We start from the raw sequence: 24,323 nt of genomic DNA, 5'->3' as shown, positions 1-24,323 counted from the left end.
TACTAATCGGATGAAAAAAACAATCGTTTTTACTGTCGTTATATTCGGCTTTTATATAACAGCATTTTGTCAATCCATTACGACCGCGAGCGTATTTTTTGCCGGAATGTCTGAACAATACGCTGCGCTCTCCGATTACACAGCAAATCTCACCGTTTCAACCGGCTCCGGTTCAAAAGTTCAGACAATGGAAGCCACCGTCTACTTCAAACGGCCGAATCGGCTGCGCATTGATTTCACCAAACCGAACGAGCAGGTCATTCTATTCACCGGCGACACATTGACCATCTATGTTCCCTCCTATCGGATGGTTTTAAACCAGACGATAGAAAAAGATTCTTCTGCGGGTACAGCCAACCTTGCAACTCCCCAAGGCCTATCGCTGCTGAAACGCTCATACACAATTGCTTATGAAACAGGAGCAGAACCTCAGCCGTTGGAAGAAGGCTCCTCTCAGCAAGTCGTGGTACTTGCACTTAATCGCCGTTCTGCTTCGGAAACTTTTAGGAATATCCGGCTCCTTGTTTCGCCTGAAACAAAGCTGATTAGGCGAATTGAAGCATGGCCTATTTCGGGCAGCAAGATCACATTTGATTTTTCATACTATCGATTGAATACGGGCATTCCGGATTCCCGCTTTTTATATGATATACCGCCGAATGCGGATATGATGAATAATTTTTTATTTGAAGAATAACATAAGGAAAGAAATAGATGCAGGATATAGGCAATGTATTAGAAAAAGCACGCAATGAAAAACAGATAAGCCTTGAACAGGCTTCGCGGGAAACGAATATTGCCCGCCGCTATTTAGAGGCGCTTGAAACCGGTATGTATGAAGTCTTTCCCGGGGAGCCTTATGTTGTCGGGTTTTTACGGAACTATGCAGAATACTTAGGCTTAAATCCAAATGAATGTGTTACACTGTATAAACAGGCACGAATACAAGAAACAGCGGTTCCGCCTGAAACGCTGATCCCTCAAAAGTCATTCACCGTTCCACGCAGCGTATTTATCGGGATAGGAGTAGTCCTTCTTTTAATAGCAGTATTTTTTGTCGGTAGAATATTGATTACGAAAATCGATACCGCGATAAAAAACAAACCGGTACAACCGGCTAAACAAACGGAGATTATAGAAAAAAAAGAGAAGGCTTCATACACCCTTTCTCAAGAAGTCTTTGAAAAACGAGTCTTTCAAGGCGATACCATTACAGTCCCTATCAATGGAAAAGATTATCAAATACAAGTTGAGAAAACAGCGCCTGAACTGTATCTTGCAACGGATATCGGAACACAAATCATTGCATTAGGTCAGAGCCTTGTGTTGGATCTGAACGGCGATGTTACCGCCGATGTGAAAATTTCAGTTGAAGATATTGATACGTCCGATGAATCGAAAGGCGCATTGGTGGAGATACTTACCACAGGTTTTTCCGAACCGGTTTCTGCAGAAGCATCCACAATAAAAATCTCCGATCAGGCAGCTCCGCCCGAATCTGCAAAGTACAAGGTACTGTTCGACGCCGGCTCAGCATATCCGGTAACCTTAAATGCAACATTCCGAAGCTATTGCCTCTTCCGCTACGAACAGGATAAAACCAATCGAGACGAACGGTACTATCAAAAATCGGAACAGCTGACCGTTCAGGCAAATAACGGTATCCGTATCTGGGCATCAAATGGAAACGCCGTTAAAATGCAAATTATTGCAGGTGGAAAAACCATCGATATAGAAGTCAGCCGTCCGGGCGAAGTCATTGTTAAGGATTTAAAATGGATCAAGGATGATGAAGCGGGACGCTATAAATTTGTGGTAATGGAAGTTGACTAAGTGGTTCTTTCTTGATCAGCATGGATGCGCTAAAAATCAAGTAGACGGAGAGCTGCTTATCGGTATCTTAACCGATAAAGGTTGGCAAAAAACTACCGAACCGGAAAACGCCGATCTCATCATTGTCAATTCGTGCGGCTTTATCGAGCCTGCAAAGCGGGAATCGATTGAAGCTGTTATCACCGCCCGGACAGCCTACCCTCAGGCAAAAATTTTGCTGGCAGGCTGCTTGGCGGAACGGTATGGCGACATCTTTAAAACCGACTTTGAAGAAGCTGATGCCTTTTTTGGCAACGGCGACCTATCGCAGCTTCCCATACTTATCGACCGGCTTTTTCCGGATGCGCCGGTTGCTCAGCAGCAACAATCGCCGAACGAACATGATCAATCGGTTCATTCTACCGAACACAGCCGCCCATTTCTTAAACCGGCGCAAGAAGGCGTATGCTGCGGTTCGCGCCCCGAACTACTCAACTTTCCCCGCTCTGCCTTTATCAAAATTACTGAGGGATGTAATAATTGCTGCTCATTTTGCGCGATACCGCTGATACGCGGTTCAGTGAGAAGTCGGCCGATTGATAGCATCATCAACGAAATACGGGACTTTGTGCGGCAAGGATATAAAGAATTTAACCTTATCGGGCAAGATCTTGCAGTGTATGAAGCCGCACATCCCCTGGACAAACTCAGCAACCGGCTTAATAGCGGATTACCCACATTGCCGACTCAACCAAAGCAGGGGCTTTCGGGATTAGCACAGCTTTTACGCGCGATTTCCGGTATTGAAGGAACATTCAGCGTCCGGCTGCTCTACATCCACCCCGATCATTTCCCGCCGGATATCTTGCCGATTATGACTGCCGACACCCGCTTTCTCCCCTACTTTGACATACCCTTTCAGTCCGGCTCCGAGCCGATTATCCGCGCGATGAACCGTTGCGGTTCTGCCGAAATCTATCTCAAGTTGATAGAAAATATCCGCGCAGCTTTCCGCACCGCGGAAAGCCCCTACGGGGAGGCGGTTATCCGTACTACTTTTTTAACCGGCTTTCCGGGAGAAACGCAAGCCGATTTTGAGCGGACGGCAGCCTTTTTGCAGGCAGCCCAGAGCCTATGGTCGGGAGCATTCGCCTATTCACAGGAAGAAGGAACCAAGGCTGCCGATATGAAAAAACAGGTACCGGCAAAAATTGCCGAACAGCGCAAGACTGCCCTTAACGAACTGCAATTAAAGATTACCGAACAAAAACTCTCTGCTTTTTGCGGGCTGGAAACGGACGTCCTTATCGAAGAGATTATCCCGCAGGAACAAAACAGCGAAGAAGAGAACACACAGGGCTGTATTGCGCTCGGACGGGCATGGTTCCAAGCGCCGGAAGTAGACGGCGCAGTGGTCGTCAATTTTTCCGAAACGCAAAAAGACAGCGAAGGGCAGCCGATAACTGCCGGCAGTCTTGTTCGGGTACGGATTACCGCCCTGCGCGGGATTGACCTCGAAGCGGACGCACTCTAAGTTTTGACCGGCTTTTTAAAGACATGATAATCCATATATAAACTCCCGACTTGACCTTTACTTGACCCATTAAAAATCAAGCAAAATTATCAGTTTTATAAGTCTATATATAGCAAGGAATAAACTATCGGGATGGAGGGATTTGAACCCCCGATCTTCTGGTCCCAAACCAGACGCCTTAGCCCCTAGGCTACATCCCGTTATGCGCATTGCCGGTAACTGAAATACGTCACGCAGTTGCTAGTAAGAATTGTAACTTTACTTAAAATAAAGTATCCTGTCAAGCGGAATGTCGCAGGATACACGCATCAGGTAAGGCAATGATTTATCATGTGGCTGTCCAAAAACTAAAAGCCTATCGGCTTTTTCTGTAGAGAAATGATTTATCATATCCGCTAACGCGGATTGCGTAACAGTTTTTGGACAGTTTCCTTCTACATTGACATTTCAAACGGAATCATCGAAAATATCTTCACGAGGTACTATGTTACTACAAAAAAATGCTGACCAACACCGGTGGAATTTTTCACGATTCGGCGGTGTTACACAGGTTCTCTTGAAGGATGCAGACGATATTACGCATCTGCGTGAACTCGACTTGAAATTATGGACGGTGCTGGCGATGCCGACACACGGGATATTTCTCGATTCTAAGACGGTTGCATTACTTGACAGTGATACGGACGGCTTTATCCGTCCGCCTGAAATTCTGGCAGCTGCCGATTGGATCGCCGCGCAACTTTCCGATCTTTCTTTATTGCTGGAAGAAGGAGATACGGTACCGCTTGTTTCAATTAAAGATGATATGCTTCGCTCCAGTGCCCGTTGGTTACTGGATCACATCAAAAAGAATGATGCGCAGGAAATTTCGATAGCAGATATAGAAACGCAAAAAAAATTTTTTGATGCCCATACACCGGATTGCAATGCACCGATACCGGTCGATGCTTCCGATGATGACAAACTAAAACAGATCATCAATAGTGCGGTGGCCTCCTCTATTGCAAACGGTGCGCTTGAGGACGGGTTGCAGCAACGCATCCAACAAGATCTGATAACCGATGCGCAACTCTTTTTAGCATGGCAAACGTCTTTAGAAGAAGAAGGTATCTTGCCCCTCGATTTGGAGCGTACGCAAAAAGCAGCGGCAGCGCTTACCGCTATAAAAGAAAAGGCAGAGGATTATTTTCTTCGCTGTAAATTAACCGAATATGATCCCGATAAAGCAGCGGCCTTATCCGCCGATGAACAGGCATTCCAACAACTTGCAGCGGAGGTTATCCGTTGCACTAATGAAACGCTCAATTCCCTGCCGCTTGCTTCCGCTGTTGCCGATAAGCCGCTGCCGCTGTTGAAAGGTGTAAATCCCGCATGGAAGAAACAGCTTCAATCTTTTGCAGACAATGCTGTCATCCCGCTGCTCGGCCAAAAGGAATGTATTACGCAGGATGAATTCGCCCTTATCGTACAGAAACTGACACCGTATCAAGAACGCTTAAACAGCAAACCGACATCTTCGGTAGCATTGCTCGATCGTTCATTCTTGCAAGCGCTCGTAAACGGTGAAAAGCAAGGAGAGGTTTCTTCATTTATTCGGTATGCACTAACCATCGAAAAAGAACGAGGAAACTTATCCAATTTGGAAAAGCTGATACTTCTCCGCCGTGATTTTGTTACAGTGCTGAAAAACTATATCAGCTTCAGCGATTTTTATGAGGGCAAAGGCTCCGTCTTTCAAGCCGGTGCATTGTATTTTGATGCACGCGCAGCAGATTTATGCTTTGAGCTTAACAGCGATGCTCGTCATGCAACGTTGGATACGCTTTCCGGCGCCTATTTGGTATACTGCGACATAAGTCGAAAAGGAGAATCAGGCAAAAAGATTGTTGCCTTGTTTACAAACGGAGATAGCGAAAATATTGTAGTCGGAAGAAACGGTATCTTCTACGATCGCGCCGGAAAAGACTGGAATGCGGTTGTTACAAAGGTTATTGCTAACCCGATTAGTGTCAGGCAAGCATTTTTTATGCCGTACAAGCAACTCGCTGCAATGATTGAGACCCAAATTGCAGCGCGGGCTGCAGCGGGCGAAGCAAAATCTGCCGATTTACTTTCCAAGGCAGCAGCCACCGTTACGACCGCCGACAAGCAAGCTGCCGCAAGTACCTCTCCAGCACCTGTCGCACCGATAGGTGTAAAAAAACTCGACTTAGGAACCATTGCCTTGATCGGTACTGCGTTAGGCGGTATATCAGCCTTAATCGGCAGCATTCTGCAAGCCTTATTCGGCTTAGGTTTTTGGGTTCCGCTCGGTCTTATCGGAATTTTGCTCTGTATTTCCGGCCCGTCGATGATTTTAGCCTCGATGAAATTGCGAAAACGCAGTATCGCGCCGATTCTTGAAGCAAACGGATGGGCGGTAAATATCCGCACGCGAATCAACATTCCGTTCGGAACTCAACTTACCAAACTCGCTACTATTCCGTTCGGCAGCATCGTTGTTCCCGTCGATCCCTTTGCCGATAAGAAAAACGGACGGAAAGCTTTGTTTATCATACTCGGTATTCTGATCGTAGGAGGCGCAGCTTTCTGCTTTATAAAATTCGGTCTACACCTTAATTTTTCGGACATACCGACTTATTTGAAAAATCTTCACTAGGTAAACCTCTAAAAGCTGATTCGCAATCCGCGTTAGCGGATATGATAAATCATTTCCTTACAGAACAAGCCATTAGGCTTGATTCGCAATCCGCGTTAGCGGATATGATAAATCATTTCCTTACAGAACAAGCCATTAGGCTTGATTCGCAATCCGCGTTAGCGGATATGATAAACCATTTTCTTACAGAACAAGCCGTTAGGCTTGATTCGCAATCCGCGTTAGCGGATATGATAAACCATTTCCTTACAGGTTTATTCATTATCTGGAGAGGGAAGGGAAAAAAAGAAAAAACCCTGTAGGCAAAAGGAGGAAAAAATCCTACAGGGCAACTGTAAAGGAGGTACATTGAATACTCTCTTGATAGTACGTATCGCAATATACACCACTTAAACAGACGAAAAAAGAAAGGTTACATATTTACAAAAAATTATGAAAATATTAGGGTACGGTATGCTATTACTTTTTTCTTTTTCCAATACTATGATGAATATGTTAAAGAATCTCTCAAAGATGCAATTTCAGCGCTTTCTATTTTTAGGAATTTCTTTTACGTTCAGTGCATTCTCTCCGCTGCATGCCGAAATCTTCCGTTTCAACTTCAGGGATGGTGATACTTACCGGATTAATTCTACGGTTACCGAAGACGTATACTTGAATGGACGGTTTGCACATCAGGCTTATATTATCAATCGCGTTACTGTGGAAGTTTCGGATGTTCAACCGGCATCAAACGGCAAGCCTTCTTCTGCGCTTCATACCTGTACTTTTATGACGAGCGAGCAAAACAGCAACCGGACGTTCTCGTGGGGACGCGAATATCCGAGCGTATTCCGCAGAGACGAGTTTGGTATTTATGCTATTGGCGAGCAGTATTTTATGCCGGTGGTTCGAGATGTTCCGGTTTTTCCTCAGTATGATGTAAAAAAAGGTGAAAGCTGGCGGCATTCTGCAAGCGAAGCGCACGACCTGCGGGATAACTTTAACATTCAAAAACCGTTTGTCGTTCCCATCGATGTTACGTATACATACCAAGGGCCTACCCAGCGTGAAGGAAAAACCTATCAATTAATAGAAGTAAATTATGACCTTTATTATGATATTCCGATAAAAAATATCCAAAATAAAAGAAACGGAAATACAACGCTGCCGATGCTCTATCCCGTCCGTACGATGGGGTATTCAAAACAGCGGCTGTATTGGGATAATGATGCAGGAATCCTTCCCTATTATGATGAAGTATTTACCATAATGATGGAGCTAAACACCGGAGCAGTGATAGAATACCGCGGTAGTGCAAAGGCGGAAATAACCGCGTTACAACGTATGGATAAAGAAGAAATAGCAGGAATACTAGATAAAAATATCCGTGACATGGGCATTGCGAATACGACCGTAGAAAAAACCGATGAGGGCATTACCATCAGTCTTGAAAATATTCAATTTGAAGCCGATTCAGCGCGTCTCCTTCCGGCCGAAAAAGAAAAGATTAAAAAAATAGGGAAACTTTTAAGCAAGTATCCCGACTATGAACTGTTGATTTCGGGGCATACCGCGTTGGCAGGCAAAGCCGAAGACCGGCAAATCTTATCCGAGCAGCGTGCAGCAGCGGTTGCAAATTATCTGGTAGAACTCGGTGTAAGGGAGCAGCACCATATTTTTACCCGCGGCTTCGGTGCGGAAAAGCCGATTGCGCCTAACACCACGGAAGCGAACATGGCGCGGAATCGGCGTGTTGAAATCACCGTGCTGGAAAAGTAACTGATAAACCTATTCGGAAACGCAGTTATCGAACAGGCCGAATGTACCGATATTTCCCGCACCGCATGGGATTTAGTATCGGAGTATCTGATTGAGTAAATCGCCTGCAAGCAAAATACCGACAGCAGCGGGTACCCATGAAACCGAGCTTGGCGGACGGCTGCGGACAGCGGGAACTTCCTTGGAATACAGTACCCGCAGCTTTTTTACGCCCCGCTTTTTTAAAAGACCGCGCATGGTTTTACAGAGGGGGCAAACGGCGGTATCGTAAATATCAGCAAATTGAAATAAATCCGCGCGGAGCTTATTCCCGCAACCCATCGCCGCTACGATTGGGATGCTGCGATTTTCTGCTTCTGCCGCCAGTGCGACTTTAAGCGAAATCGTATCAACCGCATCGACAACACAATCGATGTCAGATAAAAAAGGTAAGAAAGAAAGGAATCCGTCCGCATCGGGGAGAATATGCTGCACAATCTGATGAACCGTACACGCTGGGTTTATGTCGGTGATACGTGCGGCAGCTGCGGCAGTTTTGTACTGTCCGATGGTGGAATGGAGTGCATAGAGTTGCCGGTTAAGGTTTGAAGGAGTTACCGTATCGCCGTCGATTAAGTACAGCGTCCCGACACCTGCGCGGGCAAGGGCTTCGACCGTGTACCCGCCAACGCCGCCGATACCGAATACCGCAATCCGCAGCTTACGGAGCAGCTCAACGCCTTCCGTTCCGATAAGCGCTTTACTCCGGATAAACAGTGGCCCATGCTCATCCTGCACAGCTGTGCCGATATTGTGCGTATCGTATGAATTGCACACAGCGCTCTTGCTATCAGGTTCAGACACAGAGATTAGCGAATTTTAAAGAGGACTGCAAATACGGCAAGCGTAATGAGCAGCTGTAAAATGAGGAATTTTATCAATACCTGCGTCGATGACCATTGAAGATTTTTCCGCATGTGGTCATGGAGCGGGAATCGGATATTCCTAAAAATACGGATATGGAAAAAGCGCAATAACGCTACTTTAACGAGACCTGTGCCGCCGTTCAGTAGAATCATCCCGCTGGTCATTAACAGCAAGAAAGGATTGCCCGAAATAATGACCAACACGCCGATAAAAAAGCCGAGGGCGCGGGAACCGGCATCTCCCATCATCACCTTACTCGGATATGCGTTATGCCACAGGTATCCCATCAGCACGCCGGAAAGGCTAAAGCAGATAAGCGCCCACTGTGCGCCGTCTATCCGATGCGGAATGAGCAGGTATTCCGAAACTTTTACGTTCCCGATAATAAAATAGAAAACCATACCGAGCGAAATAAGCGCCATCAAAATGAGCGTGCCGGAAAGACCATCCACCCCGTCGGTACAGTTCGTCGTATTGATGGAAAACCATAAAATTAAAACCGAAACGGTAAAAAACACGGCGGGATGCACGGCGATACTTTGACTCATAAACGGAATCCAGTAAAAAATGGAATCATCGAAATACCAATGAAAGAGCACCGCTGTGGTAATCAGCGACAACACTAAATCCAACGCACCTTTCCGGTATTCTCCCCACGGATTAACCGACCGATCGTCAAGGTAACCGGTAAGCATTACCAACCATGTTAAAACCAGTACGGCGATTTGCGTACCCGAAGGAATAATCAGCAGAAAAATCATCACGACAAAAATCGTAATAAACACAACGCCGCCGCCGGTCGGTTTACCCTTTGCAGCCTCAGGAGCAATACCGAATTCCTTTCCCCTGTCTTTCGGTAAACGCGCATAAAAGCGCGGTAAAATAAATACCGTTAAAAAAAAGCCTACGTAAAATGCAATCGAAATAAGTACAAGATATGACTGTAAAAGCCGCATGGGGCCGTAAAATGAAGAAAGGAGCCCCGACAAATAAAAAAGCATTGAAACAGTATATACAGCCCGTATAAAAAAAACAACCCTTCATATTATTCATGGGTAATGTGTCATGGCGTTAAGTAACATACAGAAAAAATGAACAGGAATTATCACGGTCAGAGCAGACGATACAGCACGGAACGGTGCAGGGATTAGTACGATGAAAATACACCTATTATTTTTGCTTGCGTTTAGCGTACTGTGAGAAATAAAGCGGAAATATGAACACCAATACTGTAACAGAAAGATTTATCTTGCCTTTCGGCGATACTTCGGTGTAAATGTAAAAGGAGTTAGCGGCAATAGGGCTTGAACCTATGACCTAACGGATATGAGCCGTTTGCTCTACCAACTGAGCTATACCGCCGTAAAAATACTTGAAGACTATAGCGCAAAATAAAATCTTTGTCAATTACCCTTAAAATTTTACTTTACCTAAAGATTGATACCTACAACCTCACCGGATGCGGATTGAAACGGTTTCGCTTTTAAATTCACCGGTTTGTGCGGACACCTTTACCGTACCGACTTTTCCGAGCGTTTTAATCCAAAATCCGCGGGCGCCGCCGATGAGGGCGAACTCCTTCGGGCCGATAACTTCTGCGGGGCCTTTCAGCTTAATCTGCACAACCTCGGAGCTATAGGGGAGTTCGTTCCCCGCCTGATCAAGGAGCCGCACAACGAAGCGGACGGCATCGGGTATGTCCGCCCGAAGTTTTGTCTCATCGGCGGTAAGCACGAGCTGCGTCCTAACGGGATTTGCAGTAAAGCGGCGGGTAATACACTCTTTACCGTTATGGTAGCCGATGAATACGGCATCTTCCCATTCGCCTCCCCACACGCTTGGAAGGCTCTCGATAACAACCGGCGGATGCGCAAGCCCGGGATATCGGTCAATAGCGGGATAAAACAGATCTAAATCTTTTTCGCCGATGCTCAGCCGGACTGCGGTACAGTTCGTACAGATGATAAGCGGTGCGATGCCGCCGACTGCACGGTCACCGACGGTATAGCGGGTCAACGGTTTCAATACCGGACGGACTTCCGCAGGCAGCTGGCTCGCATAAACGCTTGCGGCAAACTTAGGAATGCGGAACATATCCATCACGCCGTGGTAGCAAATGCGGTCGCCCGAACCGAAATTCGCATGGGTATTATAGTCAAAAGCGCACCAGCCGATTGCACCGCATTTTTGCGGGTCAAGGGCGGCGGCATTTTGCACCGAAAGGTGGAGTTTTGCATGCTCAACCAAGCGCTCTTCCTGATCGAACCGCTTTGTCGGATAGATGTGTCCGCCGAACTCGGTTACCAGATACGGCACCACATCGGACTGTCCCGTAACCTCACGCTGAGAACGAAGCGCTCGCGCAATTCCCGCTCCATTGCCAACAGGCAATCCTTGAGAACCATATATAAAATCGTTCATCGTATAGACATCTTCAAAAAATTCACTGTTCTCAATACAGCGGACACCGCCGGTCTGCCGGTACGGGTCAAGCTCATGGGCGATCGTATTTGTGCGCTGATAAAACGCCGCACAATCAGGCGATTCATTAATGCGTACTCCCCACAATATAATAGAAGGATGATTTCGATCTCTAATGATCATCTTCCGGACACTTTCACAGCTGATATCTTGCCACGCCGAATCGCCGATATGCTGCCAACCGGGGATTTCCTCAAAAACCAATAAGCCCATCTCATCACATCGATCCAAAAAATACGGTGACTGCGGATAATGCGAGGTACGGACGATATTAACGCCAAGTTCATATTTTAAGATATCCGCATCTTTTTGCTGCACTCGCTTCGGCATTGCATAACCGACATACGGAAAAGACTGGTGCCGGTTTAAACCGCGCAGCTTGAGCAGTTTGCCGTTTAAGAAAAAACCTTCCGGCGTAAACTCAACCGTGCGGAATCCGATACGGGTCGATACGGCATCACATACCACGCCGTCTTCCAGTAACGATACTTCGACGCGGTACAGCTCAGGTTTTTCAAGTGTCCATAGTTTTAAGCCGGTTAATTCATCCATTATCATCGATAGAGAAAGCAACGGAACGGATACGACAAGACTTCTGCTCAGCTCTGCCCGTTTCCGGTTTCTGGAATCGAAAAGCGCTACCGAAATATCAATCGATTGATTTGTTCGCTCGCTGTGTTCAATCGCAATATCAACCTGCAAACTTTTTTCCGCCGTTAAAACGGAAACAGGATGGGCATACATCGATTCAATATGGCAATGGGGTACTGCACGTAGGGTAACATCGCGGTAAATGCCCCCGTAACACAGATAATCTACCATACCGCCGAACGGAGGAATATCAGCCCGCTCCGTCGAATCGACATATACGACGAGTACGTTGCTTTCAGCTTCTCCATACTCAACGTATTGAGTAATCTCTACGGAAAACGGGACATATCCGCCTTTATGATCGCCGACGAACTGTCCGTTGACAAAGACCTTCGCATAGCACATTACGCCGTCAAAGTCGATAAAAAGACGCATCCCTTGCAACTGAGAAGGGGCAGCAAATTTTTTTCGATAACATGATTCGAATTGATATATTTTTTCATCAAAATAATGGTACGGCAATTCCTTCACCGTATGAGGAAGCTGCACTTCGGTAAAATGAGTTTCGTCGCAATCGGGTTGTATATATTGCTCCGTAAAGTTTTCCGCAAATTGCCAATTTTGCCATAAAGGAATTAATGTCCGTGCCATCTTAGTTCTCCGTTTGTACATCAATCATCTTATTCAATACGATATTAAAATCTTCGATAAAAATTCCGGAATACCGCTCGATGTTTTTTATGATAAAGTCTTTTAACGCCAATATCCTGCCCGCCAAATCGGGGCCGGCAGGCATATCGACCATCATAATAACTCTGTAACCGTTGCTTTTCGCTTGAACGGTTATTTTCTTAATATGTACCGCACTATCGTACTGCGCCGCATATTGTATCACCATTTCTTTTAATGCGGTATCGGAAACCTGTGCCGCATAGACCTTTGAGAACTCGGGACGCACAACCGATTTTTCAAATAACGTTTCTTCTTCTTTTAAGCGCCCAATATGTGCATTACGGAACAACAGCCTGATTTTATCGTAAAATATTTGCGGATAGTTCCGTTTAACTTCAACAGAGGGAACGGGAATAACGTGCTTTCCTTCAACACGGCGACTCCTGATAGCGGTTTCAATCTCTTCCCTCGTTGCAATATCTTCAATACGGATAATTTTTTGCGGCGGCGGAATTTGCAATCGTGTTGCAATTTTATTAACCATCTTATCCGACGTTCCCAAAATCAGCACCTTTTTACGGCTTAATTGATGAAGCACTTTTGCCGCTTCATCACGATGCTGTTTATCGTCAAAGACAGCTGTTTTTACTGCTGCCAAAAAGGTCTTTTCCCGTTTTGCGGAATGCCCTGCAAGTATTTTATCGCCTTTAATAACCAATCCGTCATCGATAATCAAATCAATTCCATATCTTTGCGCGACCATCCGTGCCCTAAAACTTTTTCCGGTACCGTTGCCGCCAACCAGCGCATATATTTGAGGTCTCTTTAGCCAGCGAAAAAACCTATCAAAAAACCGCATATCGTTTTAGTATAAGCCGGTTATTGCATCTTCGCAAGTACATACGTCGGAAATTCATACCAAAACACATAGTAAAAACGCAGCAAAACAAAACAAAAAAATGCTTGAAATAGCAGGATTTTTCATATATAATAATAGAATAATTGTAACGGAGTAGTTTTTGCAGCAAGGATTATTTTGGAAAGACGGCTTATGCTTTTCGTGCGACCGATGTTCGGCATGTTGTCGATATGATCCGGGGTTTGTGTATTTATCTCCTCGCGATCTTCAGAATTTGCAGACATGGGCGTCGTTGGAACGATCCGCTTTTATTCAAAAATATTGCCGGTGGGTACTCCAAGGGGATGGATACGAGTATCTTTGTTTAAAAGAGCTGCCGAATTACGATTGTATTTTATGGAATAACGGCTGTATTGCATATAACTATCGGCCTTTTCAATGTTCGTCATATCCGTTTTGGGATTATTTACTTGAAAATGAGCAGCGTTGGAATGCAAATGCCCGCAGCTGTTCGGGAATAAATCGCGGTAAACGGTATTCGGCCGAAGAGATTCAAGAGTTTCTCGATACTGCAAAACAATTTCCTGTCATTCGACGAAAAAGAACCGGTGAAAGCACGGATTTCACCGAAAAATAGAGGAGTGTATGCGGGTACATTTTTGGGGCGTTCGCGGTTCGATTGCAACTCCGTTGAGTGCAGCGCAAATTCAAGCGAAAATTTCTGCCGTCGTTCAACGGATAACCGAAAAAGACATTACCGATCAAGATGCACGGGAACGTTTTCTTGCTTCATTACCGCCATGGCTCTTTGGAACTATCGGTGGGAATACTACCTGCGTAGAGGTGGAAACCGAAGAGGGTAATCATATCATTTTTGATGCGGGTACCGGTATCCGTGAATTGGGAATCAATTTGCAAAATCGCTTTGATTATTTTGATCGTCCGCAAACCTATCATCTCTTTTTCTCTCATTTTCATTGGGATCATGTCCAAGGCCTTCCCTTTTTTGGCCCCGCGTATGATTCACGCAATACCATTATCATATATAGCACTCGCCCTAAAATGCGGGAATTTTTAGAAGAGCAGATGAAGTGGCCGTATTTCCCGATAACTATGTTCGGGAAGGGCGGCTTTACTGCAAAGTTTGAGTTCCGCTGTATTGCCCCTGACGAACCGTACATCCACATCGGTAATACCCGGATAGGTTGGCATCGTGTGCGTCATCCGGGCGGGTGTGTGGCATATTCAATTTTCGATAATCAAAAAAAGATCATCTTTTCAACGGATACGGAACTTCGTCCTCAAGACTTTGAAAAAAACGATGCCAATATCGCATTTTACAGTGATGTAGAACTGTTGATTATCGACGCTCAGTATACGATGACCGATTCCATCGAAAAAATAGGGTGGGGGCATTCTACCTTTTCCCTCGCTATTGATTTTGCAACTTCGTGGGGAATTAAAAAATTAGCGCTTTTCCATCACGAACCGACCTATAACGATAAAAAGATTCTAGCGATAGAATCAAGTGCACAGCATTACTGCAACTATATAGGCGCCGGTACGCTTGAAATATTCAGCGCTGTTGAAGGAACGGATCTGTACTTATGAGTGATGAGCTGCCGATTTATCAATTCTCAGATTCAGAACTCAAAGCGCTTATTTCTTTTTTTAGGAAAAATCTCCCGCTGCCCGATGAGCTGTATTCATTGAATGCTTTTGCTGAAAAGTATATTTATCGAAATCTTACCATCGGTGAAGCGGAACAGCTCTACGGCGGGCGGTAATGCAAGCAATATCTATGAAACAAAAACGCTTTCGCTTAATAATGTTTGTGTTGGCGTGTATCCTTCTTATCGCAGTGGGTACGGTTGCCGGTTTTTATACTCCTGCTTCTTTTGATACAAATCCTGCCGAACAGCTTTTTACCATTAAACGCGGCGCTTCCGTGCGGGCAATTGCTGCCGATTTAAAAGCGGCGGGGCTCATCCGGTTTGAGTATCCGGCATACCTGTATTTCCGGCTTGTTAATAAACCGATTAAAGCCGGAACATATAAACTTTCTCCCGCTTGGTCAGTACATACACTCTGCGCCTATTTACAAGCGGGAAAACAAGAGCTGATCAAGGTTACCGTGCCGGAGGGTCTGACCCTTTCAAAAACGGCAGCGATTCTTGAAGATCGGCAGGTTGTCGCCGCCGATGATTTCCTTGCCGCAGCAAAAAACGAGGCTTTGCTGCAATCATACAGCATTATCGGTGCTTCCGCCGAAGGGTTTTTATTTCCCGACACCTACTTTTTTTCGTACGACGAAACGGCGGAACGAGTTATCACGGTGATGCTGGATAATTTCTTCCATAAAACAGCCGATATTCCTCATTTTCCCGATGATCCTGCTCAGCGGTACGAGGCGGTTATTTTAGCAAGCATTATCGAGCGGGAATACCGCGTACCGGAAGAAGCCGTAAAAATTGCCGGTGTTTTTTCAAACCGGTTGCAAATCGGTATGGGCTTGCAATCGTGTGCAACCGTTGAATATATCTTGACGGAGATTCAGCATAAACCTCACCCTGACCGCCTGTTGAACAGGGATTTGGAAGTAGATCATCCCTATAATACCTATAAATGGCGGGGGCTTCCTCCGGGGCCGATTTCCAATCCGGGTATGACAGCCTTATACGCCGCCTGTAATCCCGAAAAAAGCGGGTACCTCTACTTCCGCTTGGAAAATGCGGAGACCGGTACGCATATTTTTACCAGAAATTTAACGGAACATGCAAAAGCAGGCGCGATTATTTTAAAACGGGCTGCGGGGCGCTGACCGCGATGGCAAAAATTACCACCGAAACAATCGACGCAGTAAACAATCATACCGACTTGGTGTCGATCGTCGAAAACTATACCCATTTGGAAAAGCGCGGGCATGATTGGTGGGGGTGCTGCCCCTTCCACAGTGAAAAAACACCGTCCTTCCATGTTATCCCCGACAAAAAAATGTATTACTGCTTCGGCTGCGGTGCGGGCGGATCTACCATTAAATTCGTTATGGAGATGGAAAAGCTGTCCTTTACCGAAGCGGTGGAAGCGCTTGCAAAGCGTGCCGGTATTCCGGTTGTGTATGCGGAAGGCAGTTACAGTCCTGCACCGGAAGATTCGTTTAAAGAAACAGTGCTCGAATTGTACAAAAGAGTGAGCGGAACCTTTCATTATTTCCTGCTGAACACTCCCGAAGGCGCCTCCGCGCTCCGGTATCTGGAGAGGAGGGCGGTAAGTCCCGAAATGATCGAGCAGTTCAACCTCGGGTATGCACCGGCTGACCGTCGGTGGCTCTTTAAGTTTTTACAGACAAAGGGATATTCCGCGGAGTTCTTGGCGAAGTCGGGACTCTTTTCCAAAAACTATCCCGAAGTTTCGTTTTTTTCTAACAGAATTATGTTTCCGATTTGTAATCGGCACGGTCAGCCGGTAGCTTTCGGCGGGCGGATTCTGGAAGGCGATGGACCGAAGTACCTTAACACCGGAGATTTACCGCAGTATAAAAAAGGCGAGACGCTTTTTGCGTTTTCGCAGGCACTCGCACAAATTAGAAAAGAAAAAACGGTTATTTTTTGCGAAGGCTATATGGATGTTATCGCCTTTCATCAAGCAGGTATTACCAATGCCGTCGCTCCGTTGGGTACTGCTTTGACGGAAGATCAGGTAAAGCTTATTCAATCCTTTGCCGACACTATCATTCTTTCTTTCGATTCCGATTTTGCAGGACAACAGGCAACATACAAGGCGATAAAGCTTTGCCGTGCCGGACATTTGCAGGTGCGGGTGCTGATGATAAAGGAAGGAAAGGATCCCGCTGAGATACTGGCGCATAAGGGTGCCGAAAGCTTGACGGAACTGGTGAAAAATGCTATTTTAGACAGTGATTATCTTATTCAAATTGCCGTTGGGCGGTTTGATGTAGTGAGTCCTGAAGGAAAGGCTCAAGCTGCTGCCTTTCTATTCCCCTATATTGAGGTGTTGGAATCCGATATTCAAAAAGAGTCAACAATACATAAGTTTTCGGCGGATTTGGGTATAAGCTCAAAAGCGTTATTTACTGATTATATACAGTATGACCAAAAACAAGAACGGGTACCGCCTACACGAAAAAGTGAAACACAAAAGCGCACTGCGCTTAAAATGACCGCGGAGCTGAGGATCGTGCTTGCAGCAGCTGCAAATCCTCATCTATTTAAAAAAATGCGGACAGAGTTGACTTCCGATGATTTTGAGGATCCTGCTGCGAAGGATTTGTTTATTGTATTAGAAGAATGTTATCGCGCCGATGCAAATACGTATGACAGCTTATTAGCGCATTGTCCTTCCGAAACGTTAAGGAATGCCGTAAGCAGTGCAATTATTAAAGGTGAATTTGCAGAAAATCCTGATAAACTGGTGTATGACGGTATCTACTATATTAAACAAAATGCTTTACAGCGGCAAAAGGAGCTCATAATCCGTAAATTGCAAGCAGTGCATGAGAGCGGTAATGTTGATGACATTCGGCATACCAATGACCTGCTGAGTGAGAAACTGCATATCGACAGAGTGCTTGCAGAATTAAAGGAAACGACGTAAATGATAGATATCTCCGAAGATCCTATTGTTATAAAGTTGATTGCCCATGCAAAAGAACGCAAGTCATTGACATGGGATGAATTGACCGATTTGTTGCCTGAAAAAATGACTTCGTCCGAAGCTGTAATGGATGAAATTCTAGATTTGCTCGAACAGGAGCAGATACAAGTAGTTGATGAGGTCGCCGAAGAAACCGATGATATGTTCGCGGATGAGCTTGATGAAGTAGAGCTTGAAAGCGAGGAACAGCTGTTTGAAGAAGCCGAGCTTGAACCTGAAAACAACGCTGAATTTTCAAAACCCGAAGAAACGCATAAAAAGCTTTTGAATAACGATAGAGAAGCGATTGTTGACGACCCTATTAAACTCTATTTACGTGATATCGGCAAAGAAAATTTGCTGACAGCCGAACAGGAAGTTATTCTGTCGAAAGCGATGGAGGACGGGGAGAATATCATCAAAAGTGCGATAAAAAACTCCGGTGTGCTGATTTCCGAAGTTCAGATGATCGCTCAAAAAGCGTTTGCCAAAATCAGTTCTTCAGAGAGCAATAAGCCGCGTAAAGAATTGAGCTATGAAGATGCCGAAAAAAAACGGCTCCGCCAATCGTACGGCGAACAATTAAAACCCATCTATTCCGATATAAAGGCTTATATCTTATTAAAAAAGAAACTATACGATAAAGAGACGCTTGCCAGTTTTCTGGATGATGCAGATCTGCAAAAAACACGAAAAAAAATCCTGAATTATTTACAGAAAATTGAATTTCAAACAGAAGAAATTGAAAAAATTTCGGATCATTTTTTGGAGGCTGCACGGAAAATACGGGAGTATCGGCGCCGACGTGAAAAGAAACAACGTCAGCTCGGTATACGGGCGTACTCTGATTTACGAAAGCTTGGAAAACGGCTCGCTATTCCGCGTGAACGGCAGAAGCTGGAAGAAGAGCTGGGTATGACGGCAAGCGATATCCGTGATATTTATACGCATATTCAAACGCTCATTCGCAAGGTTCGAAAAATCGAATATGATTTTGAAGCGCCGACGGAAGATATTATCGCACTTGCGAAAGAGATACGCCATGGTCATGCAATGCTGAAAAAGGCAAAGGATAAGCTCATTAATGCAAACCTGCGCTTGGTTGTATCGATTGCAAAGAAGTATACCAATAGAGGATTACACTTTTTCGATCTGGTTCAGGAAGGCAATATCGGCTTAATCAAAGCGGTTGAAAAATTTGAATATCGCAAAGGATATAAGTTTTCGACGTATGCGACATGGTGGATACGGCAGGCAATCACACGCTCCATCTCCGATCAGGCGCGGACTATCCGTGTGCCGGTACACATGATTGAACAAATCAACAAAGTTACCCGCGAATCGCGGCAGCTGATGCAGAAGTTCGGCAGGGAGCCGACTGATGAAGAGATCGCTGCACAGCTTGGCTGGAATGTCGAGCGGGTTAAGCAGGTCAAAAACGTAGCGCGCGAACCTATTTCACTTGAAACGCCGATAGGAGAGGAAGAAGATTCTTCGCTCGGTGACTTTATTGAAGATAAGGATGTCGAAAATCCATCCAACCTGACGGAGTATATTCTCTTGCAAGAGCAGCTGCGCGGCGTGTTATCATGTTTGCCGCTGCGGGAGCAAGAAGTGCTTAAGATGCGGTTCGGTCTTGATGAAGGTTATGCGCTGACCTTGGAAGAAGTCGGCTTGTATTTTAACGTAACCCGTGAGCGTATTCGCCAAATTGAGGCGAAGGCATTACGTAGACTGCGGCATCCTAAACAGAGCTGCAAATTAAAAGATTATTTGGATACATAGGGAATATTTGATATAGGGGAGTGACGATGGTTACAGCGGAGATTTTTGATAAACTGCGTGAATTACAGGATATTCTTGCACGGAAGAATCAGCTTGATAGTGAGATTTTAGAGGCGCCTCAACTGTTGGTAAAGCAGGAAGAGCTGTTGGCGCAGTATAAAACCAATTATATTAAGAAGAATACCGATGACGAAGCAATACGGCAAACCATCGGGGCATTAAAAGCAGAGTTGTTTGAAACCGAACAGAAGCGCGAACAGGCCGAGAAAGGAATGGATACTATTTCCACACAGCGGGAATATGATGCTCTTGATCGTGAAATTCAGGATGCCACTAAAAAAGAAGCCGAACTTCGCAAGGAAATCCTTAAAAACGAAGCCAATCACAAACGTCTTGACGAAGAGATTAAAAACGAAGAGGCGTTGATTAAACAGCAAGAGCAGGAACTCGATGAACGCAAGGCGATGATTGAAAAAGAAATTGCCGAAAAGAAAAACGAGTTGGCTGAGCTTGTTGAAGGGGAGCAGCGGATTGCTCCCGATTTGGATAGCGATACGCTGTTTAAATTCGACCGTATCATCAAAAACAAGCAAGGTATCGGTATCGTCCCCGTTCAAGGTAATGTCTGTATGGGCTGTCACATGATCCTATCGGCTCAATTTGCTATTGAAGTGCGGGAAGGAAAAAATATCATGTACTGCCCCTATTGCAGTAGAATTCTGTATTATCAAGAAAGCGAGCAGGATGCTGCTGAGGATATGATTTTTGACGATATGGATATGGGAAGCTTAGCCGATTTGGATGATTCGTCTGACTATGACGAGGCTGAATCAGACAGCAGCGAAGATTAATAGTGTAATAGGATAGAGAGCTGGTAACCGCCGTGATATACGGAGGAAAGTCCGGACTCCTTCGGAAATGATGCCGGTTAACGACCGGGCACTTGTATTGTAAAATGCAGGCGACAGACAGCGCAACAGAAAATAAACCGCCGGTAAAACGGTAAGGGTGAAAAGGCGGGGTAAGAGCCCACCGCGCTTTCCGGTAACGGGGTGGCAGTGCAAGCCTCATCAGGAGCAAAATTGAATAGTAAAGGATATCCGATCCTTTATTTACGGGTTGATTGCGGAAATTGCTGTAGTAATGCAGCAATAAGATAGATGGTTACCCTGTTCGCAGACAGAATCCGGCTTATGGCTCTCTATTTTTATTTATACGGATAGATTCCGTTATGAAGGACATTAGTTAGGAACGTATGAAAAGGCACCACGGTAAGACACAGCATTCATCGAAACCGCATATCGGAAGATATGCCGTTCTTTTTTTGTGTATTGCACTTATCGTTGCCGGAGTTCTCTTCTTTTTTACTGTTTATCGGGCGCGTTATTTCCGTGTGCCGTCGATGCGTACAGTATATACTCAGTGGGAAAATAAAGATTATGCGGGAGTGTATGCAAAAACCGCTCAAATTTTAGAGAAACGCCCGATGGATGGAACTGCGCTTGCACTGCACGGTTTTGCCGCATATTACCTTTTTGCCGAGCAGACCGATTTATCCATCGGCGCAGATTATCTTACCGCAGCTATCGTGCATTTGCGCCGCGCACTGTATCTAACTAAAGATAAAGACATCCCTAAGATCGCTTATGTACTCGGGAAGGCATATTATCAACAGGGCTATTACTATGCCGATCTTGCAGTGAAGTATTTGGATGAAGCATATACCGGCGGTATCGAGGCAAGCGATTTGTCGGAGTTCCGCGGTATGGCGGCTTCTTTATTAGGAGATACCGATAAGGCGATAGAGGCCTTTACACAGGCGCTTGCGGTAAACCCTTCCGATTTCATACTATATGCCGTAGCAGAAAATTATAAAAAGAAGGGTGATCTACAAAATGCAAAGCTCTATCTTTTTGAAACCATAAAAAAAACCGGCAATGCCGTGTTGGAAGTACGGTGTAGAAATCAACTCGGGTTGCTCTTTTTAGAGGAAAATAAACCGGAAGATGCTTTAGAGCAATTCAAGCTTGTACTTGAAAAAGATGTCAACTCTGCTGATGCTCATTACGGTATCGGACTGATACATGAGATGCAGGGTGATATGATTAAGGCGCGGTATGAGTGGCGATCTGCGATACGGCTTAATCCCATACATGCGGAAACACGTGCAAAATTGAATATAAAATAAGCTAGGAGGAACGTACGGAATATGGGCTTTTTTAAAAGATTTTCTGCCGATATCGGCATTGATTTGGGAACCTGTAATACTATTATCTATATAAAAGGAAAGGGTATTGTCGTTAATGAACCGTCAGTTGTTGCTGTAGAACGCGGAACAAAATCGGTCGTGGCGGTCGGCGCCGAAGCTAAACGGATGTTGTGGAGGACGCCGGGCAATATTATCGCTATACGACCGCTGAAAGACGGTGTTATTGCAGATAAAGATACGACGGAGAAAATGATCCGGTACTTCATTTCCAAGATTTTGCCGCGCCACAGGCTTATTAAGCCTCGTATGGTTATCGGAATCCCGAGCTGCATCACCGATGTGGAAAGCAGCGCCGTGCACGAAAGCGCCTTAAAAGCAGGTGCGGGCAGCGTCGAGGTGCTTGAAGAATCGCTTGCAGCAGCCATCGGCGCTCAAATTCCGATTACGGAACCTGCCGGTAATATGGTATGCGATATCGGCGGCGGTACGACTGAGGTATCGGTTATTTCATTGCTCGGTATGGTTGTTACCAATGCCATCCGTGTCGGCGGCGATGAATTCGATCAGGCTATCATTAAGCATATCCGCTCCGTGCATAACCTTATCATCGGAGAGCAGACTGCCGAGCGCCTTAAAATTGAAATCGGTAATGCGTTCCCCGAAAAAAATATGGAACGAGTAGAAATTAAGGGAACTGATGCAATTACCGGACTTCCCCGCCGCCTCGAAATCGATTCCGTAGAAGTGCGCGAGGCGCTGAGGGAACCGATAACCCAAATTGTAGAAGAGATAAAAACAACACTCGCACAGACGCCGCCGGAACTGGCAGCCGATATTGTAGAGCGGGGGATCGTTATGACCGGCGGAGGCGCCCTGTTGAAAGGGTTACCGAAGCTTATCTCCAAAGAAACGCATGTTCCGGTCATCCTTGCCGAAAACCCTATGAACTGCGTGGCGATCGGTGCAGGTTTATACTATGACGTATATAAGGATATGTCGGGTAACCGCAGTTTGTATGAGAGTCTAAACCGCTAATGCAATGAAAAAAAAATTTTCATTTAAAATAAAGCTTGATGTTTTTTTATTGATCTTGCTGCTTATCATATCTTCGGTGTTGCTGACATTCTCCGGCGGTCGGTTTATTGTCGATTTTAAATCGGTCGGTTTTTCGGTGGCTGCAGGGACGGAAAATGCCGTACATTCGATATCATCATTTGTGACGGATGCGGTGTCGGCTGTGCGGGAGCTTGCGGAGCTGCGTTCGAAGTATGTGGCGTTGAGCGAAAAACTCAAAGATTATGAGCTTTTGCAGCGATCAAATGCCGACATCCGCCGTGAAAACAGAGAGTTAAAGGAGCTGCTCGGTTTTGCGGACACGATTACATATAAAAATATTCCGGCGCAGGTTACCGGCTTTGATCCCGACAACCTCTATTCCGGTATTATCATTAACCGCGGAACAAAGCATGGTGTGCGTAAGAATATGCCGGTATTGGCATTTCAAGGCAGCAATGTCGGTTTGGTAGGAAAAATCGTACAAACCGGCCGCGACAGCAGTATGATTATCCCAATATATGATTATCAATGTTATGTTGCCGCCTCCGTTCAAACAACAAAGCACCGGGGTTTGATTAACGGACAGGGTACTGCCGATCTTCCGCTTATTATGAAGTATGTACAAAAACGGGCAAAAGATGAGATTGCTATCGGCGATAGAATTCTTACATCAGGGGAAAATAACCTATTCCCTAAAGATAGTCCCATCGGCATTATAACCGGTATTAAGGTGCATGATTATGAAACCTACCTTGAGCTCGCGGTACAGCCGATTATCGACTTCTCCCGGCTCGATTATGTATTCGTGTTAAACTTGTCGGGTTCTGATGGGGAGGCAGCACAGTGAGGAAAGTTATTCTGTGGACGATTGCAGCAGCCTTTTTACTCGGTGTGTTTGAAACAGCTATTCTGTCCCATATTCAATTATTGTCGGCGCTACCGGATTTAATTTTAATTCTTGTGGTGTATATTGCGCTGTATAACGGGACAGTCGTCGGTATTACGGCAGGTTTTTTTTCCGGACTCATTTTTGATTTTCTTTCCATGGCGCCGATGGGACTCCATTCATTTACGTTTACCGTACTCGGATTTCTTTATGGTATGGTGTACGGAAAATATAATGTGCGGCGCTTCTTTTTTCCGCTCGTACTCGGTCTTTCGGCGACATTTTTAAAAGCCGGAATCATATTGATATTGCATGTACTGTTTGGACAAAGTATTCAGATTTATAACCTATTTGCAGTCTCCTTTTGGATTGAAGTTGCAGAAAACGCTCTCTGTGCACCGCTGTTATTTATGTTGTTCGGTTTATTTCCGAATGCGTTTGAAATAAAGGAGCTCTGAG

Annotated in this window: 20 protein-coding genes, 2 tRNA genes and 1 other RNA gene; 17 read left to right on the top strand and 6 right to left on the bottom strand. The window is 45.4% G+C overall.

Annotated elements, in window-relative coordinates:
• Positions 1 to 10: 10 nt before the first annotated feature.
• From ABK01_RS07890 to ABK01_RS07880, 3 genes are read left to right on the top strand one after another with little or no spacing between them, the layout of a single operon-like run.
• Positions 11 to 697 (top strand): LolA family protein, encoded by a 687-nt coding sequence (locus ABK01_RS07890; RefSeq protein WP_212564679.1) that lies wholly within the window; start codon positions 11 to 13, stop codon positions 695 to 697.
• A 17-nt stretch (positions 698 to 714) separates the two neighbouring features.
• The gene (locus ABK01_RS07885) at positions 715 to 1,833 is read left to right on the top strand and encodes a helix-turn-helix domain-containing protein (RefSeq protein ID WP_253675242.1); all 1,119 of its coding nucleotides are present in this window, start codon (positions 715 to 717) and stop codon (positions 1,831 to 1,833) included.
• A complete protein-coding gene (locus ABK01_RS07880) occupies positions 1,826 to 3,346 on the top strand; it encodes a MiaB/RimO family radical SAM methylthiotransferase (protein WP_253675241.1) in 1,521 nt (506 codons plus the stop codon). The genes ABK01_RS07885 and ABK01_RS07880 overlap by 8 nt, the downstream gene beginning before the upstream one ends.
• A gap of 127 nt (positions 3,347 to 3,473) precedes the next feature.
• Here ABK01_RS07880 and ABK01_RS07875 read toward each other — a convergent pair.
• A tRNA-Pro gene (locus tag ABK01_RS07875) sits at positions 3,474 to 3,546 on the bottom strand.
• A gap of 284 nt (positions 3,547 to 3,830) precedes the next feature.
• Here ABK01_RS07875 and ABK01_RS07870 point away from each other — a divergent pair.
• Both ABK01_RS07870 and ABK01_RS07865 read left to right on the top strand, forming a co-directional pair.
• Positions 3,831 to 6,005 carry a hypothetical protein gene (locus ABK01_RS07870; protein ID WP_253675240.1) on the top strand — a complete coding sequence of 725 codons (2,175 nt, stop codon included), beginning with the start codon at positions 3,831 to 3,833 and terminating at the stop codon, positions 6,003 to 6,005.
• Between the two features lie 453 nt (positions 6,006 to 6,458).
• Positions 6,459 to 7,766: an OmpA family protein gene (locus ABK01_RS07865; RefSeq protein WP_212564682.1), complete on the top strand. Its 1,308-nt coding sequence runs from the start codon at positions 6,459 to 6,461 to the stop codon at positions 7,764 to 7,766.
• 72 nt (positions 7,767 to 7,838) lie between these two features.
• On the opposite strand, the gene ABK01_RS07860 is transcribed toward ABK01_RS07865, so the two are convergent.
• The 5 genes from ABK01_RS07860 to ABK01_RS07840 form a co-directional block, all read right to left on the bottom strand.
• Positions 7,839 to 8,555 carry a tRNA threonylcarbamoyladenosine dehydratase gene (locus ABK01_RS07860; protein ID WP_371922041.1) on the bottom strand — a complete coding sequence of 239 codons (717 nt, stop codon included), beginning with the start codon at positions 8,553 to 8,555 and terminating at the stop codon, positions 7,839 to 7,841.
• 59 nt (positions 8,556 to 8,614) lie between these two features.
• On the bottom strand, positions 8,615 to 9,673 hold the full coding sequence (locus tag ABK01_RS07855; protein ID WP_212564683.1) for a phospho-N-acetylmuramoyl-pentapeptide-transferase: 1,059 nt from the start codon (positions 9,671 to 9,673) through the stop codon (positions 8,615 to 8,617).
• Positions 9,674 to 9,961: 288 nt separating this feature from the next.
• Positions 9,962 to 10,034, bottom strand: a tRNA-Met gene (locus ABK01_RS07850).
• Between the two features lie 90 nt (positions 10,035 to 10,124).
• Positions 10,125 to 12,395, bottom strand: coding sequence for a glycoside hydrolase family 2 protein (locus ABK01_RS07845; RefSeq protein WP_253675238.1), 2,271 nt, complete (start codon positions 12,393 to 12,395; stop codon positions 10,125 to 10,127).
• 1 nt (position 12,396) lies between these two features.
• The gene (locus tag ABK01_RS07840) at positions 12,397 to 13,275 is read right to left on the bottom strand and encodes a hypothetical protein (RefSeq protein ID WP_253675237.1); all 879 of its coding nucleotides are present in this window, start codon (positions 13,273 to 13,275) and stop codon (positions 12,397 to 12,399) included.
• Between the two features lie 160 nt (positions 13,276 to 13,435).
• Here ABK01_RS07840 and ABK01_RS07835 point away from each other — a divergent pair, with 160 nt between their 5' ends.
• The 12 genes from ABK01_RS07835 to mreD all read left to right on the top strand — a co-directional run bounded on the left by ABK01_RS07835 (position 13,436) and on the right by mreD (position 24,322).
• Complete coding sequence (locus tag ABK01_RS07835) at positions 13,436 to 13,912, top strand: YkgJ family cysteine cluster protein (RefSeq protein ID WP_253675236.1); 477 nt, start codon at positions 13,436 to 13,438, stop codon at positions 13,910 to 13,912.
• An 8-nt stretch (positions 13,913 to 13,920) separates the two neighbouring features.
• Positions 13,921 to 14,886 carry an MBL fold metallo-hydrolase gene (locus ABK01_RS07830; protein WP_253675235.1) on the top strand — a complete coding sequence of 322 codons (966 nt, stop codon included), beginning with the start codon at positions 13,921 to 13,923 and terminating at the stop codon, positions 14,884 to 14,886.
• On the top strand, positions 14,883 to 15,062 hold the full coding sequence (locus ABK01_RS07825) for a hypothetical protein (protein WP_016524111.1): 180 nt from the start codon (positions 14,883 to 14,885) through the stop codon (positions 15,060 to 15,062). Before ABK01_RS07830 ends, ABK01_RS07825 begins: the two co-directional genes overlap by 4 nt.
• Before the next feature lie 14 nt (positions 15,063 to 15,076).
• Positions 15,077 to 16,096 carry an endolytic transglycosylase MltG gene (mltG, locus tag ABK01_RS07820; protein ID WP_253675234.1) on the top strand — a complete coding sequence of 340 codons (1,020 nt, stop codon included), beginning with the start codon at positions 15,077 to 15,079 and terminating at the stop codon, positions 16,094 to 16,096.
• A gap of 5 nt (positions 16,097 to 16,101) precedes the next feature.
• Positions 16,102 to 17,889 (top strand): DNA primase, encoded by a 1,788-nt coding sequence (gene dnaG, locus ABK01_RS07815; RefSeq protein ID WP_212564688.1) that lies wholly within the window; start codon positions 16,102 to 16,104, stop codon positions 17,887 to 17,889.
• On the top strand, positions 17,890 to 19,713 hold the full coding sequence (rpoD, locus tag ABK01_RS07810; protein WP_212564689.1) for an RNA polymerase sigma factor RpoD: 1,824 nt from the start codon (positions 17,890 to 17,892) through the stop codon (positions 19,711 to 19,713).
• A gap of 26 nt (positions 19,714 to 19,739) precedes the next feature.
• Positions 19,740 to 20,564, top strand: a complete 825-nt coding sequence (locus ABK01_RS07805; RefSeq protein WP_212564690.1) for a zinc ribbon domain-containing protein — start codon at positions 19,740 to 19,742, stop codon at positions 20,562 to 20,564.
• 11 nt (positions 20,565 to 20,575) lie between these two features.
• Positions 20,576 to 20,923, top strand: an RNA gene (gene rnpB / locus ABK01_RS07800) — RNase P RNA component class A.
• Positions 20,924 to 20,968: 45 nt separating this feature from the next.
• Entirely contained in the window at positions 20,969 to 21,901 is a 933-nt protein-coding gene (locus ABK01_RS07795; RefSeq protein ID WP_253675233.1) for a tetratricopeptide repeat protein, read from the top strand.
• A gap of 21 nt (positions 21,902 to 21,922) precedes the next feature.
• The gene (locus tag ABK01_RS07790) at positions 21,923 to 22,957 is read left to right on the top strand and encodes a rod shape-determining protein (RefSeq protein WP_016524105.1); all 1,035 of its coding nucleotides are present in this window, start codon (positions 21,923 to 21,925) and stop codon (positions 22,955 to 22,957) included.
• Between the two features lie 4 nt (positions 22,958 to 22,961).
• Positions 22,962 to 23,825 (top strand): rod shape-determining protein MreC, encoded by an 864-nt coding sequence (mreC, locus tag ABK01_RS07785; protein ID WP_253675232.1) that lies wholly within the window; start codon positions 22,962 to 22,964, stop codon positions 23,823 to 23,825.
• Entirely contained in the window at positions 23,822 to 24,322 is a 501-nt protein-coding gene (gene mreD / locus ABK01_RS07780; RefSeq protein ID WP_253675231.1) for a rod shape-determining protein MreD, read from the top strand. Before mreC ends, mreD begins: the two co-directional genes overlap by 4 nt.
• Position 24,323 lies beyond the last annotated feature (1 nt).

The organism is Treponema sp. OMZ 305 (assembly GCF_024181325.1).
In the GTDB taxonomy this organism is placed as follows: domain Bacteria; phylum Spirochaetota; class Spirochaetia; order Treponematales; family Treponemataceae; genus Treponema.
Note: the sequence above shows the minus strand (reverse complement) of the source record. Positions and strands in the feature narration are given on the sequence as shown.

Bases quoted from the DNA above. Each gene is read 5' to 3' on its own strand.
- ABK01_RS07890 (WP_212564679.1), top strand. From the start codon at position 11: ATGAAAAAAACAATCGTTTTTACTGTCGTTATATTCGGCTTTTATATA.
- ABK01_RS07885 (WP_253675242.1), top strand. From the start codon at position 715: ATGCAGGATATAGGCAATGTATTAGAAAAAGCACGCAATGAAAAACAG.
- ABK01_RS07870 (WP_253675240.1), top strand. From the start codon at position 3,831: ATGTTACTACAAAAAAATGCTGACCAACACCGGTGGAATTTTTCACGA.
- ABK01_RS07865 (WP_212564682.1), top strand. From the start codon at position 6,459: ATGCTATTACTTTTTTCTTTTTCCAATACTATGATGAATATGTTAAAG.
- ABK01_RS07855 (WP_212564683.1), bottom strand. From the start codon at position 9,673: ATGCTTTTTTATTTGTCGGGGCTCCTTTCTTCATTTTACGGCCCCATG.
- ABK01_RS07845 (WP_253675238.1), bottom strand. From the start codon at position 12,395: ATGGCACGGACATTAATTCCTTTATGGCAAAATTGGCAATTTGCGGAA.
- ABK01_RS07840 (WP_253675237.1), bottom strand. From the start codon at position 13,275: ATGCGGTTTTTTGATAGGTTTTTTCGCTGGCTAAAGAGACCTCAAATA.
- ABK01_RS07830 (WP_253675235.1), top strand. From the start codon at position 13,921: ATGCGGGTACATTTTTGGGGCGTTCGCGGTTCGATTGCAACTCCGTTG.
- ABK01_RS07825 (WP_016524111.1), top strand. From the start codon at position 14,883: ATGAGTGATGAGCTGCCGATTTATCAATTCTCAGATTCAGAACTCAAA.
- mltG (WP_253675234.1), top strand. From the start codon at position 15,077: ATGAAACAAAAACGCTTTCGCTTAATAATGTTTGTGTTGGCGTGTATC.
- dnaG (WP_212564688.1), top strand. From the start codon at position 16,102: ATGGCAAAAATTACCACCGAAACAATCGACGCAGTAAACAATCATACC.
- rpoD (WP_212564689.1), top strand. From the start codon at position 17,890: ATGATAGATATCTCCGAAGATCCTATTGTTATAAAGTTGATTGCCCAT.
- ABK01_RS07805 (WP_212564690.1), top strand. From the start codon at position 19,740: ATGGTTACAGCGGAGATTTTTGATAAACTGCGTGAATTACAGGATATT.
- ABK01_RS07795 (WP_253675233.1), top strand. From the start codon at position 20,969: ATGAAAAGGCACCACGGTAAGACACAGCATTCATCGAAACCGCATATC.
- ABK01_RS07790 (WP_016524105.1), top strand. From the start codon at position 21,923: ATGGGCTTTTTTAAAAGATTTTCTGCCGATATCGGCATTGATTTGGGA.
- mreC (WP_253675232.1), top strand. From the start codon at position 22,962: ATGAAAAAAAAATTTTCATTTAAAATAAAGCTTGATGTTTTTTTATTG.